The sequence below is a fragment of the Cytophagaceae bacterium ABcell3 genome (assembly GCA_030913385.1).
In the GTDB taxonomy this organism is placed as follows: domain Bacteria; phylum Bacteroidota; class Bacteroidia; order Cytophagales; family Cytophagaceae; genus ABcell3.
Genome location: CP133159.1, coordinates 3,453,130 through 3,466,275 on the forward strand (window position 1 = coordinate 3,453,130; position 13,146 = coordinate 3,466,275).

Below are 13,146 nucleotides of genomic sequence, written 5' to 3' on the forward strand. Positions count from 1 at the left end.
AGTTGTTAATTTTTACTTTTCGTGGGAAGTAACCCATGTCCAAACATCTTCTTTTTAAATAATCCGTATGATTTTTGTAGGAACCTTATAAAGGTTTTTTTAACAAAGCACTTAAATGGCTGGTTATATTTTAAAATTGGCTTATTATGAAAAAAGGAATATTTACATATATAACAAACATATGTTTTTTAATGTCATTTGCACTTTTAACCGCTTGTGATGAACCAGATGGATTTGTCAGGGACCCAGAGGTTGAAGAAGAAATGGAAATCGAATCGGAGGAGGAAAACAAGCCTGTCATGGTCAAGGACACGATCAAGCGAACAGATACTTTGAACAATACCTCTGATACGTTAGACACCAGTTCGCATTCAGAGGCCGCAGAACCTGACACAGTAAAAACTACAAAACCGGTTAAAAAGAAGAAGAAACCAACAAAGTACTACCTCTTAAGACATAAAGTATTTATCACTGATGCTGACTCTGAAAAAAATAACAACAAAAGAGGTATATTTTATGGAAGTTTTAATCTTGTTCCCAAGGAAATGACTTGGGAACATTATCACAAAAACAAGAAAAAAAGGAAAAAGCCATAAACTAGCATTATGTTCTAACAGTTAATGTAAAAATTGGCTAATCATATTCATTGCCAAATACTTTTTTCAGTATTTCTGACACCCTGTGGAGCGGATCATGACGGATCATGCGTTCCTCGTCGCCCACTTTAAAAAACAAACCAGTCAGTGCTTGACTGGTAACATGTGTACTTAAACTGTTTTCTGTAATTTGATCAAACAAAAAACCTCCTAAGGATGCTGTATTGTACGCATTGATAAGGTCTTTGTACAAAGACTCTGTAGATTGCCCAAAAACAATGGGGTTATTGAGGGAATTGTTGATCTTAGGAGTAAATGCCGTTAAAAGCTGGCTATAAGTCGCACCATGCAAATACCCAGTAGCAGCCGTATCTGGGCCGTTTAATATTCCTATCGCATCTTGTATAGTTAAATTTGTAATGGCTTCAACAAATATAGGTCTTGCTTCTGAAGCTGCATCTTCTGCCGCACGGTTCATACTTTCTATTACTTTATCTATTTGATCGTTGATAATTCCTCTTGTCGTGGCATCAGGTATACTGTTTACTGTATTCAAAATTTTCACCCCTTCTGGTGGGAGCAAAATTTTTACTGCCTCATCCTTTAAGTACCCATTGACCGAAGACAAACGGCCAACGGCGGTATCGGTACCTACTTGCAATGCCGCTTTTAAACCTTCGGCCATTTCTTCTTCAGAAAGACTAGTATTGACCTCTTTCAATAAATCTGTGCAAGCTATAGACACCAGCAGCAGCCCAGAAAGTAAAATGATGGTATAGTGTTTCATGATCGTTGAGCAATTACGCTCTCTTTTAAAAAATAGTATGGTAATTTCCTGATTTACGAAATATCAGGGTGATGGTTTAAAAACTGTACCTGGTTTCTATTATAAGAGAAAGAGATTTTCCCATTGTACTCAGGTTTACCAAACTCTTCTGTGATTGCCAACACCAGGCGACTTTTCCATTTTCTGCGTTCACGCGCGTTTACCAAATACCGAAGTGTGGTATCAGTCCAAGATTCGTTGAAGTTAAAAAATACTTGCGGATTTTCCGGAATGCCTTCATAGGCCAACCCAGCTTTCTGCAAAATAGTCCCATATTTTCGGGCTGGTCCCTTCATATGATCACCCAATAAGTCAGATGCCACTTTAAACAGCACTTCCATGGCCAAGCGTAAGTCTGATTCGTCAGACACCTGAACCGTTACCTCATCCCAAACAAAAGGAAAGTCTCTGGTAAGGTTAATAACAGAGCCGGCCAACACTTCATTATTGGGAAAGGTAACCAGCCTGCCGGTAGGTTGCTCTGCGTTGACAAAACCCATTCTTTCAGGTCCTCCGGTTTCCCAAACTGTTGTGGTAAGGAAGTCTATTTTATATACGTCGCCAAACACCTCTCCTACCACCACCCGGTCGCCTATCCGATAGTAACCTTGAAAAGAGTTAAGCAACCAACCTGTAAAGCTTTCTATAGGCGTTTGAAGCGCCCATGACAATGCCAATCCAAGCAGCCCCAAAGACCCGACCAATGCCCTTATATCCCCTGATAACACCCCAAAAATCATACTAATAGCAACCAGCCAAACTACAATGGTAGTCAGTGCAACTATCCCGCTGTTGCGTCTCTTGTTTTTTGAAATTTTTCTAAAAACATACTTTACCCCTTTGGTCACCATCCAAGCCACAAGCAATAGTACCAGAGCGATACCAAAACGTGGAAGGTTCCGATAAAGCGAAGCCACCATTTCACGTAGGGTTATCAGTGCCTCACTGACAGTTTCAGCAGGCGCCAACTCCTCCTCGTCCTCCTCTACTGTTTCAACTAATTCATCTACCGCTATTTCATCAATAATAGCTACAGTATCCGGCAAATCATTGTCTTGGCTTTCAGCATCGCCAGAAGGGAGTAACATCAACAATAAAGTAGTAAAAATAACAGCGAGCAAGGTGGCTTGTCTAAACTTTCTAAGACTCCCCTTAGCACTGGACACCCTCCGCCTGCCCGACCTCCTGCGATGGGTTCGCCGGTTTCTGGCCAAGTTTCTTTTATCCCGTGTATTCCTTCGTGACGAATTTGGTAAATTAGCTGCAGACATTGTAAACTAAACCCAAATCTGGCGATAGGGTTTAGCCTAAATAGAAAAAACACATTCGCCCGCTTCGGGGCTGGGTGGTGATGGTTGTTCTTTTTCTATAATCATATCGCCCCTTTCGGGGCTTTTAAGCTAAAATTTAGATTTCTAACAAAAAACGGGAAGATTTGAAAATAGCAAAACACTGGGAAATATTAGGGACTAAGGACAAAAGCTTAATCGCCCTCTCTTAACTTATAAAGTTTATTTAAAATAAAGCAGAAAATAATACTCAAACTGACTAAAAAAAGAGTAAAAAGCATCAACATTTGATGGAAATCCTGAAAAGGCCCCCAAAATACATGCCCACTAACTATAAAGCAATGTATATAAAGTATTGTCAAAAAGAATACCAGTGTATAAAATAAAGAGCTAATCAGTTTTTTATTAAACGTAATACTAAAAAAGCCAAGAAGAGTATAAACTATAGAGAAAAGAGATCTAATAATATAAAAGTTTTTTTCTTTAGGGTAACCAAACGTACCTAAACTTAAGCATCCATAAAACTCGTGATAGTTAAACAAACACCTGACATCTGACATAGTAAACCCACTCACTACCACTAAATGTATGACTACAAAAACTTTTAAAACTTTCTTTCTAAACCACCAATTTCCCATTTGCTATCCAGTAATGTTTTTTTCAGCTATTCAAAATAAGAAGCTAAATGCATGTTATATCTCCCCAAAATTATTTCCTTGACCTAATGAGAGATTATTATGTATTTTTCCAACAATTTCATGAATATGATGAAAAATAACTGTATTACAAATCCTATTTAACTAAACTCAACAGCACGTACTGAAAAGTAGGATTTTTCAACATGGCTGCTTCAACTTCCAAGGCAAATCTTAAACATCAGCGCCTATCGGTTAAGAAATTACCGTTTATTTCATCCTTTATAAATATGGCCCCTCTCATATGATTTACTAATAACCCAAACATAAAGACCTGCTTTCGAAATTGGATGGCTTATTCTTCTCTATTATCAAATTGTCCTTTTTAGAGCTTTCAAATCAATATTCACGCCCCCCAATGAACCCATAATCAAGAAAAGTCCATTAACCCTACCCGAGCACAAGTAAGTCCTTCATAAAATTCCTTACTTTTGTATTTAGCTATAACAAGAGGAATAATGGATTTCAAACAGGACATACTTCTTACAGTCGATGCCGTACTTTTTGGATATAACAGAGAAGAAGGTCTTAGCGTGCTTTTGATTAAGCGAAGACTTGAGCCTTTCATACATCACTGGGCGCTTCCCGGTGGCTTTGTAAGGGACAAAGAATCACTTGAAGACGCTGTTCTGAGGGAACTGAAAGAAGAAGCCGGTGTAGAAGTCAACTATCTGGAACAGCTTTTTACTTTTGGCACACCGGACAGAGATCCACGACAAAGGGTAGTTTCTGTTACCTACTATGGCTTGGTACGTCCTGAGGGTTTCCAAATAAAGGCCTCGTCAGATGCTGAGGACGCAGCCTGGTTTAACCTAAACAAGCTCCCTACCCTTGCTTTCGACCATGGGCATATTATCCAAACGGCACTGGAAAGGCTCAGGGGGAAAGTTACCTATGAACCTGTGGGCTTCGAACTGCTTGAACCAAAATTCCCCTTCTCAGATCTTGAAAAGCTCTATATGGCTATTCTTAACCGGGATTTAGACCGGAGGAACTTCAAAAGAAAAATAATGAAACTAGGCGTGGTTGTGGAATTGGATGAACTAGCGTCCTCTGAAGGTGCCGGAAGGCCTGGTCACTTGTATAAGTTTGATAAAGAAAAATTCCTAAACCTGAAAAAAGAGGGTTTTGTATTCGATATAGTCATTTAATTTTTAACACATTACATAACTTCGGCATATTTGCGTAAAAAAAACACAAGTTTAATTTGCAGATTAAAATTTTTACCACTTAATTTGTGTCATATAAACGCAAATAGAAAATGAAATCAACAGGCGTAATAATTGCAAGGTTCCAGACACCTTACCTACACGAAGGGCATTATGAATTAATCTCTCGGGTAAAAGAAAAGCATAATAAAGTAGTGATTGTCTTAGGGGTGAGCCCTGTAAAAGGATCTTTAAGAAACCCTTTGGATTTCTATACAAGGGAGAAAATGGTAAAAAAAGAATTTCCCGACGTAGTGGTTCTTCCTCTTGCTGATACCCGAAATGATGAACGTTGGTCTCTGAATTTGGACACATTATTATCCATAACTTTCCCAAGTGAAAAGTTTCTTTTATATGGTTCTAGAGACAGTTTCATCTCTTACTATTCAGGAAGGTTAGAGACAGAAGAAATACCACAGAAGGGGGCATTGACAGCAACAGCGCTCAGGGAGCAGATAAGCGATTGCGTAAGAGATTCAGAAGACTTTAGGTGCGGGATCATTTATGCTTATGCCAATATGTACCCCAAGGCCTACCCTACTGTAGATGTAGCGCTGTTCAGGGACAATTATTCATCAATCCTACTCGGTTTCAGGGAGGAAGAGGGAAAATGGAGGTTGCCGGGTGGTTTTACTGACCCTGAAGATGATGACTATGAATCTGCTGCTTTAAGGGAGCTGCAGGAAGAATGTGGCAACCTCGAAGTTTCTGACCTGAAGTATGAAAAAAGCTTCAAAGTAAATGACTGGAGGTACAGAAAAGAAAGTGATAAAATTATAACCTTACTGTTTAGTTGCTCCTATGCTTACGGTAATGCCAAGGCCGGAGATGACCTGGACAAGGTCCAGTGGTTTTCCCTGGAAGAAGTGGCCTCCATGATGGAAGCTGGAGAAGTGGCCACCGAGCATTTCCCACAACTGAATCTGCTGAACAGCAAATATGCAAAAATGACAACTTTAAACACCTAATGCTATGAACACTACTAAAAAAGAAAACCTCATTTTATTGGCTGACGCATATAAGTACTCTCACCACAAGTTGTACTATCCAGGAACCACTAAAATCTACTCTTATCTAGAAAGCCGCGGAGGCGTTTTTGATGAAACTGTTTTCTATGGACTCCAATATTATCTAAAAAAATACCTGGAAGGACAGGTAATAACCAAGGCAGATATAGATGAAGCCGAAGAAGTCCTGACGCAGGTGTTTGGCCGTGATGATGTTTTTGACAGGTCTATTTTTGACTACATAGTTGACAAATATGACGGAAAGCTTCCTGTCAGGATCAAGGCTGTTAAGGAAGGGGTTTCTGTACCTGTCTCAAATGTTATGCTAACCATTGAAAGCACAGACCCTAAGTGTTTCTGGCTTACTAATTTTCTTGAAACAGTTCTTATGCAGATATGGTATCCGATTACCGTTGCAACACTTTCTAGGGAAATCAAGAAAGTAATCAGCCTATATTACGCAGAAACTGCATCTGAAGGGGCCGAAGCTGGAATACCTTTTGTGCTCAACGATTTCGGTTTCCGCGGAGTGAGTTCGGTGGAAAGCGGAGGCCTTGGAGGGTCAGCCCACCTCATCAATTTTAAAGGGAGCGACACTATTTTAGGTTCTGTGTTTGCCAAAAGGTTTTATAAGGCCAAAGAGATAGCCGGAGTATCTGTACCTGCCACAGAGCACTCTATCTGCACGTTGCTCGGAGAAAAAGGGGAAAAAGATATTTTTAAGCACGTGCTGGACACTTTCCCATCCGGGATTGTAGCCTGTGTTTCTGATTCTTTCAACATTTTCAGGGCATGTGAAGAATATTGGGGCGAGGATTTGAAGGAAAAAGTCATGGAAAGAAACGGTACCTTGGTGATACGCCCTGACTCAGGCGATCCTGTACAGACGCTTTTGAAGGTTTTTGAAATCCTCTTCACGAAATTCGGTTTTAGCCTCAATGAAAAAGGATACAAAGTGCTTCCACCTCAAATCAGGGTCATACAGGGAGACGGGATAAACTATGACAGCATAAAAGAAATCTATGCCAGCTTAAAGGAAAACGGCATTTCTGCTGAAAACCTTGTGCTTGGTATGGGTGGCGCCTTGCTACAGAAGGTGGACAGGGATACGCAAAAATTTGCGATAAAGTGTTCTTATGCCGAAGTGAACGGAGAAGAAGTACAAGTGAGGAAGTCACCGGTTGAAATGGACGACAAGGGCAACATAGTTAAATCCTTCAAAAAATCTAAAGGCGGAAAACTAAAGCTCGTCTTGGAAAACGGTAGATATTCGACAGTGGCCGAAAATGAATTCCCTGAGCTGCCTGACCAACTAGAGGTGGTTTTTGAAAATGGCGAAATCAAAAAGGAACACACATTTGAAGAGATCAGGGATAGAGCCGCACTTGCTGAAAATAAAGCTGTGGCTGTTTAAGCCTGAAACAGGCAATAGAAATATTCAACCTTGTTATTCGTGAGGCAAATCTTTTTTAAAATAATGTAGAGGCGTTGCATGCTGCAATGCCTCTACATTATGTCTCAGATACCATACCAAAGGAAACAAATGTTGGCGTTCACCCTCCCTTATTTTAATTAAAACCTTGCCATTACCCTTAGATTAAAGAACCTTTGAGAAAGTGTATTGGGAATAGCATAGCTGTTAGACTCGAGGTCGTTGACCCATAAATAGGAAATAGTGTTGTTCGCCCCCGTAAGGTTTAATACTTCCAAACTGATCCAAAGAGATTCAAAAAAAGTAGAACGGTCTACCGAGCGGTCCACAAAGCTGATCAATTTAGAAAAGCCTATATCTACCCTATGGTAAAATGGCATATTAAAAGCCGCACGGTACTCTACCGAATTTGGCGGACCAAAAGGAAGTCCACTACCAAAGACCGTCTTCAAGTACATTTTCATAGAAGGGTTGTTAGGTATATGGTCTTGGAAAAACATGGAAAAAGTGACCCTTTGGTCAGTAGGCCTTCTAATGTAGCCACGTCCATCGCCTTCCACATTTTCACGGGTTGTCAAAAGACCAAGGCTGATCCATGATTCAGCACCCCGGATAAATTCCCCACTCACCCTGAAATCTGCACCCGCAGCATAGGCAGTCGCCACATTGTCCCCAAAATAACGTAAGCGGACATTGTCCATGTCATAGGGGATTACATTGGTCATATACTTAAAGTAGGCTTCGCTAATAAACTTAAAAGTCCTGCCCCAAGCGGTAAACAACAGGTCGCTCCCTACAATGGCATGGTAAGACGTTTGCGCACGGATATCGTGGTTGATCTGCCCTTCCCTATTTCTTAGTTCACGGTAAAATGGAGGCTGCTGGTAAACCCCGCCTGCAAACTTCAATATCAGGTCTTTTTTACTTTTGGGGGCTATACTGTACTGTATCCTTGGACTGACCAACAACTGGTTGTTAAAGCTCCAGTAGTTTAACCGCACCCCGTAGGTCAGCAATTGGTTTGTATCCGGCTTAATGGTATGCTGCGCAAACACCTGAGTCCTCTGAGAAGTCAGGTTTATTTCGTTGTTCATATAATAGGCCATTTCCACATAACCTGCAGAATCGACCCATCCATACTCCATAAGACGGTCATTAATGTCTTCAAAGGTTTGGGTAAAGCCTACTTCAATACTGTTCTTTTTATTAAGGACTATTTCATTCTGGCTGGTAATATTAAGGGCCTGGGCAGTCAACCGGTTTCTGGCGTGGTCCATTCCCCCACCAATCCCCCTGGTAAAGGCACAATTGTTAAAATCACCGTCCCTTACGATATCGCAAAACCTATAAGCGTATTCTACATCAAAAAACTCCCTTTCTTGAGACAAAAAACCAGATACAATAAGGTTGGTCCTGAATTTTTGGTCTTTGGTTCTATGCGAAAATTTTATCCCTCCCTGCCACGTATCATAGTCCAACACTTCTTGGCCGCCAAAAGCCACCTGCAGATTCATAGGTTCGAAAAAAGTACCAAACCGGGTTTCTCTTGTGGCTGGTATAACATTGTAACGGTTACGGGCATAAGAGCCCAATAGGCTAATGGTCGTTCTTTTCTCAAAATCAAGGGAGTCTTTTCGCTTGGTAAGGTCAAAAGTTATGAATGACTGCACATCATGAAACCGGGGAAAATACTCTCCTTCTACAGGCAATGAGTTTAAAAGATACTGGCTAGACTTTTGTCTGGCACCTATCACCCAACTGACCCGTCTATTTTTTGAAGAGTTCTCAAGATGGGCCGTTCCTCCCAACAGACCGGCGGAAACAGAACCCTTGAACCTAGTTGGGTCTTTATACTTAATGGCAAGCACAGAAGAAAGCTTGTCCCCATACCTTGGCTGCCATCCCCCAGCAGAGAAGCTCACATCTTCCACCAGATCGGGGTTTACAAAGCTCAACCCCTCCTGCTGTCCTGCACGCACCAAAAAAGGACGGTAAATTTCTATTTCATTAACATATACCAGGTTTTCGTCAAAGCTACCTCCACGTACTGCATATTGCGAAGAAAGCTCATTGTTGGACATTACCCCCGGAAGGGTGGCTAAAACACGGTTAAAGTCATTGAAAGCCGAAGGAACATACTTGGGGACTTTAGGGTCTAATTTAAAAGTACTGGCTTGCCGCCGTTCATCTTTATACCGTTGGCGCTGGCCTTCGATTTCCACATGATCCAGCTCATAGATATCCTCTTCAAGAGCTATGTCCATCTTGTACACTTTTTCTTCCAGGGCATCCAGAGTATAGCTTTTGAATTTGTACCCCGTGTAAAAGAAAGTAAAAGTATACGTTTTTCCGACAGGCACACTAAAGCTAAAACTTCCTTGCTCATCCGTAATAGCAGAGGCACCCGTCTCCTCAACAAATACGTTGACAAGTTCAAGCGCTTTGCCGTCCTCATCGGTTACTGCGCCCTCAAAGACAGCGTTTTGACCGTAGGATAATAAAGTTCCTGAAAGTAAAAAAAATAATATTATGAAAAGCTTTGAACTCATCTATGCGGTTGAACGTTCATCTGGCAGGCTTATTATACCTGTTGCTTGAGATCAACGATAACCTGAGCGGGATTTTCTGCATTAAATACAAAGCTACCCGCCACAAGAACCTCTGCCCCACAGCTAATCAATTCTTTGGCATTTTTATTATTTACACCACCATCTATTTCTATTAGCGTTGAAGCATTGTTCTCTTCGATCATTGACTTTAACTTTCTTACCTTATCATAGGTCTTTGGAATGAATTTTTGTCCTCCAAAACCAGGGTTTACCGACATAAGGCAAACCAAATCTATATCCGCAATGATATCTTCTAATACATGTACAGGCGTATGAGGATTAAGTGCAACACCAGCTTTGCAGCCCAAGTCTTTTATTTCCTGAAGGGTTCTGTGCAAATGTGGGCAAGCTTCGTAATGCACGGTAATATTTGCAGCTCCTGCTTTTTTAAACTGTTCCAGATACTTTTCAGGTTGTACGATCATAAGATGTACGTCCAAGGGCTTTTGGGCATATTTGTTAATGGCCTCTAAAACAGGAAAGCCAAATGAAATATTGGGAACAAAAACCCCGTCCATTATATCTATATGAAACCAGTCGGCCTGACTGTTGTTGATCATCTCTATGTCTGAATGAAGTCTGGCAAAGTCTGCTGCCAGTACTGAGGGAGCTATTATCGGATTCATGACAGCAAAAATAAAGAAAAGAAAGAAAACAATTCGCTCTTTTTAAAAAAATTGCTCCTAATAAAAAATTTCAGTTACCTTAAGTATTAAACCTGAAATATGCATTAGAGCTTTCTATTGCGTGGCAAAATAACTTCAGATCAGACGCTTCGTTTGCATTTGGTTTTTTAACCATAGAGCCACGCCACTATGCTTTGCAAACCCAATATGCTTTTTTTTGTTCTTTTGTCCTTCATAACGAATTCTAAAGCAACCCAGGTTAAATAAACTCCGACAGGTAAAAAAGCCAGTCAAGGTTTTACCTCTCCTTTAGAAGAAACAAAAAAAGGTAGCCGCTAAACTACCTTTTTTTATACTATTAATGATACTGAGGCTCTTCTACTTGACTTTTCTTCCTTCTTCCTCCACCACGTTTCTTCACATCAACATCAAGTTCTTTCAATAGGTTAAAAAGCTTTCCATTTTGGGCACTCAATGGATATTCTCCGAAAAGTTCGTTAAAAATTTCAGCTTTCAAATCTACAATCGTTCCGGTCAATCCTGTCTTGGGCTCTTCTAGACCATTTTCGGTTCTAACTAACATGGTCTTCCCCTCTTTGATCAGGTTTAAATATTTTACAATGTTTGACATAATTAAAGTTTATAGATTTTATTTATAAAGAGGTAAATTTATTTTAAAATTAAATGTATTTCAACCTTTACAAGAAAATAAATACGAGTTAAAAATATGTACAAAACACCCTGTAACAATGCCTCTTACACCAATGCAAGCTACATACTCATAAATAACAAATTTGCAAAGACAGACACACATTTAAACCACCGAACAACAAAATTGTTTATATAAAAAAACTGCCTCTATTTTCTTCTTTAAAAATGCATATTTGTCATTATTCACTATAAAACAATTTGCTCTTCTGTTACTTCAATTTTCTCATACAAATTGTTGTTCTAAATGAAAAGTCCTCATACTCGACATAGTTTACCTTTGCTCCAAAACTCGGTTTTAAATTAAACATAAACTCCCCTTAAACTGGTTATGCATATATGAATTAGCACAAGTATATGAAACTGGAAGTACTATCAAATGTTTTACTTATACCATTGATCATAATACTCATTTCTTGCAACAGTGAGAAATCAGAAAGAAATGATTATAGTACAAAGTCCATTTTATCAGAACCAAAGAATGCTGAAATACCAACAGAGTATATAGACACCCTGAGCATTGACACCTTACTTTTAAAGCACCAATATTATAGACCGTGGCAGGAGAATATACATGCCTATTATAGTAAAAGGGACTATCAATTAGCTTGGTCTAGAAATGGTCAGTTAATACCTCAGGTAAGCATGTTTTTAAATATCATTATCAACTTAGACAAGCATGGGTTAATCAGTGACCTGGAAGAAAGTAGCCGAATAAAAGATTTACACCATTTTGTCAGAGACCATCCCCACCCTGAATCGGATTTGGCGGTAACTGCAAGGAAGAGCTTAGACATATTTTTAACAGCCTCTTTTTTCAAACATGCCAGTCAAATGTGGGGCGGAGTAATCGATCCAGAAGAAGCTAAATTGGAATGGTACACAGACCCCAAAGAAATAACTTATGACGAGAAATTAGACTCTATAATTGACAATACAGAAAAATATAGAAATCCCTTTTTAGAATATGAACCCTTGCACCCAGAATATAAAAAACTAAAAATTGTACTGGACAAGTACAAAGAAATCAACAGAAATGGCGGCTGGCCTATGGTAGAACCGGTAAACAAGCAGTTAATTAAAGGCGATACCGGAGAAGTAATAGTTAAACTTAAAAAACGCTTGTTTGCAGGCGGAGATTTGCCTGTTATGTCTGAAAGTAACTTATTTGACGCCCATGTAAAAAAAGCTGTAAAATCTTTTCAGGAAAGACATGGGCTAAAACCTGATGGGATTGTTAAAGGCAAAACATTAAAAGAAATTAACAAACCGGTTTCCGAACGTATTACACAGATTATTATCAATATGGAAAGGTGGAGATGGGTGCCAGAGCGAATAAGTGATTCTTATATAATAGTCAACATTCCTGAATTTAAACTCCACGTATACGAACCTGGCAAGGACACTTGGCAAATGAACGTGATTGTCGGCAAAGCCGCTACCCATACGCCAGTTTTCAATGATGAAATTAACCATATAGTTTTCAGTCCATCTTGGACATTGCCAAAAACAATAGCGGTTGAAGAAATTTTACCTGCCTTAAAACGAAACCCAGACTTTCTCGAAAGCAGGAACATGGAACTCTTTGACGGCAATCTTGATAATCCTATACAAGCAGACACGATTAGATGGGACACCATCAATGAAGAGAACTTCAGGTTTACCATCAGACAAAAACCTGGCTTAAACAATGCCCTTGGGCGTGTAAAATTTATGTTCCCTAACAGATTTATGGTATACCTGCACGATACGCCATACGGCAAGCTTTTCAGTGAAGAAGAAAGAGATTTTAGCTACGGATGTATTCGGGTAGAAGAGCCTGTGCTCCTGGCCCAACATCTGTTAAAAGGCCAAGGGAACTGGACAAACGAAAGGATAACAGAAGCCATGAACTCCGAGGAAGAAATTTATGTAAAGTTGCAGAAAAAAATGCCTGTTTATATCGTTTACTTTACGACTTGGGTAGACGACAATGATCATGTGCACTTTCGAAACGACATTTACGGGCACGATGAAAAACTATCACAACTTTACTACAACAAACTTCATGATTAACAACAACTTAAATAAATAAAACAACACCTGACCAAAAACTGACAATCTGTCAGTTTTTTCTATTTTTTTCCCTATATTTGTATTCCAAAATTAAT

The 13,146-nt window shown here is 39.6% G+C and carries 10 protein-coding genes; 5 read left to right on the forward strand and 5 right to left on the reverse strand.

Annotation, left to right across the window (positions count from 1 at the left end; all coding sequences use genetic code 11):
* Positions 1–191 precede the first annotated feature (191 nt).
* Positions 192–596 (forward strand): hypothetical protein, encoded by a 405-nt coding sequence (locus tag RCC89_13850; protein ID WMJ74242.1) that lies wholly within the window; start codon positions 192–194, stop codon positions 594–596.
* A gap of 37 nt (positions 597–633) precedes the next feature.
* Here the strand turns inward: RCC89_13850 and RCC89_13855 are convergent, their stop codons facing one another.
* Complete coding sequence (locus RCC89_13855) at positions 634–1,383, reverse strand: DUF4197 domain-containing protein (protein ID WMJ74243.1); 750 nt, start codon at positions 1,381–1,383, stop codon at positions 634–636.
* Between the two features lie 53 nt (positions 1,384–1,436).
* Positions 1,437–2,693: a mechanosensitive ion channel gene (locus RCC89_13860; GenBank protein ID WMJ74244.1), complete on the reverse strand. Its 1,257-nt coding sequence runs from the start codon at positions 2,691–2,693 to the stop codon at positions 1,437–1,439.
* 1,171 nt (positions 2,694–3,864) lie between these two features.
* Between RCC89_13860 and RCC89_13865 the strand changes: the two genes are divergently transcribed.
* From RCC89_13865 to RCC89_13875, 3 genes are all read left to right on the forward strand, one after another.
* A complete protein-coding gene (locus RCC89_13865) occupies positions 3,865–4,557 on the forward strand; it encodes an NUDIX domain-containing protein (GenBank protein WMJ74245.1) in 693 nt (230 codons plus the stop codon).
* A 110-nt stretch (positions 4,558–4,667) separates the two neighbouring features.
* Entirely contained in the window at positions 4,668–5,582 is a 915-nt protein-coding gene (locus tag RCC89_13870; protein ID WMJ74246.1) for an NUDIX domain-containing protein, read from the forward strand.
* A 4-nt stretch (positions 5,583–5,586) separates the two neighbouring features.
* A complete protein-coding gene (locus tag RCC89_13875) occupies positions 5,587–7,035 on the forward strand; it encodes a nicotinate phosphoribosyltransferase (protein WMJ74247.1) in 1,449 nt (482 codons plus the stop codon).
* A 158-nt stretch (positions 7,036–7,193) separates the two neighbouring features.
* Here the strand turns inward: RCC89_13875 and RCC89_13880 are convergent, their stop codons facing one another.
* The 3 genes from RCC89_13880 to RCC89_13890 form a co-directional block, all read right to left on the reverse strand.
* Positions 7,194–9,602: a carboxypeptidase-like regulatory domain-containing protein gene (locus tag RCC89_13880; protein WMJ74248.1), complete on the reverse strand. Its 2,409-nt coding sequence runs from the start codon at positions 9,600–9,602 to the stop codon at positions 7,194–7,196.
* Between the two features lie 32 nt (positions 9,603–9,634).
* On the reverse strand, positions 9,635–10,288 hold the full coding sequence (rpe, locus tag RCC89_13885) for a ribulose-phosphate 3-epimerase (protein ID WMJ74249.1): 654 nt from the start codon (positions 10,286–10,288) through the stop codon (positions 9,635–9,637).
* A gap of 358 nt (positions 10,289–10,646) precedes the next feature.
* A complete protein-coding gene (locus RCC89_13890; GenBank protein WMJ74250.1) occupies positions 10,647–10,919 on the reverse strand; it encodes a hypothetical protein in 273 nt (90 codons plus the stop codon).
* A 434-nt stretch (positions 10,920–11,353) separates the two neighbouring features.
* On the opposite strand from RCC89_13890, the gene RCC89_13895 reads away from it, so the two are divergent.
* Positions 11,354–13,051 (forward strand): L,D-transpeptidase family protein, encoded by a 1,698-nt coding sequence (locus RCC89_13895; protein WMJ74251.1) that lies wholly within the window; start codon positions 11,354–11,356, stop codon positions 13,049–13,051.
* Positions 13,052–13,146 lie beyond the last annotated feature (95 nt).

Excerpts from the sequence above, each read along its gene's own strand:
- RCC89_13850 (WMJ74242.1), top strand. The coding sequence starts at position 192 with ATGTCATTTGCACTTTTAACCGCTTGTGATGAACCAGATGGATTTGTC.
- RCC89_13855 (WMJ74243.1), bottom strand. The coding sequence starts at position 1,383 with ATGAAACACTATACCATCATTTTACTTTCTGGGCTGCTGCTGGTGTCT.
- RCC89_13860 (WMJ74244.1), bottom strand. The coding sequence starts at position 2,693 with ATGTCTGCAGCTAATTTACCAAATTCGTCACGAAGGAATACACGGGAT.
- RCC89_13865 (WMJ74245.1), top strand. The coding sequence starts at position 3,865 with ATGGATTTCAAACAGGACATACTTCTTACAGTCGATGCCGTACTTTTT.
- RCC89_13870 (WMJ74246.1), top strand. The coding sequence starts at position 4,668 with ATGAAATCAACAGGCGTAATAATTGCAAGGTTCCAGACACCTTACCTA.
- RCC89_13875 (WMJ74247.1), top strand. The coding sequence starts at position 5,587 with ATGAACACTACTAAAAAAGAAAACCTCATTTTATTGGCTGACGCATAT.
- RCC89_13880 (WMJ74248.1), bottom strand. The coding sequence starts at position 9,602 with ATGAGTTCAAAGCTTTTCATAATATTATTTTTTTTACTTTCAGGAACT.
- rpe (WMJ74249.1), bottom strand. The coding sequence starts at position 10,288 with ATGAATCCGATAATAGCTCCCTCAGTACTGGCAGCAGACTTTGCCAGA.
- RCC89_13890 (WMJ74250.1), bottom strand. The coding sequence starts at position 10,919 with ATGTCAAACATTGTAAAATATTTAAACCTGATCAAAGAGGGGAAGACC.
- RCC89_13895 (WMJ74251.1), top strand. The coding sequence starts at position 11,354 with ATGAAACTGGAAGTACTATCAAATGTTTTACTTATACCATTGATCATA.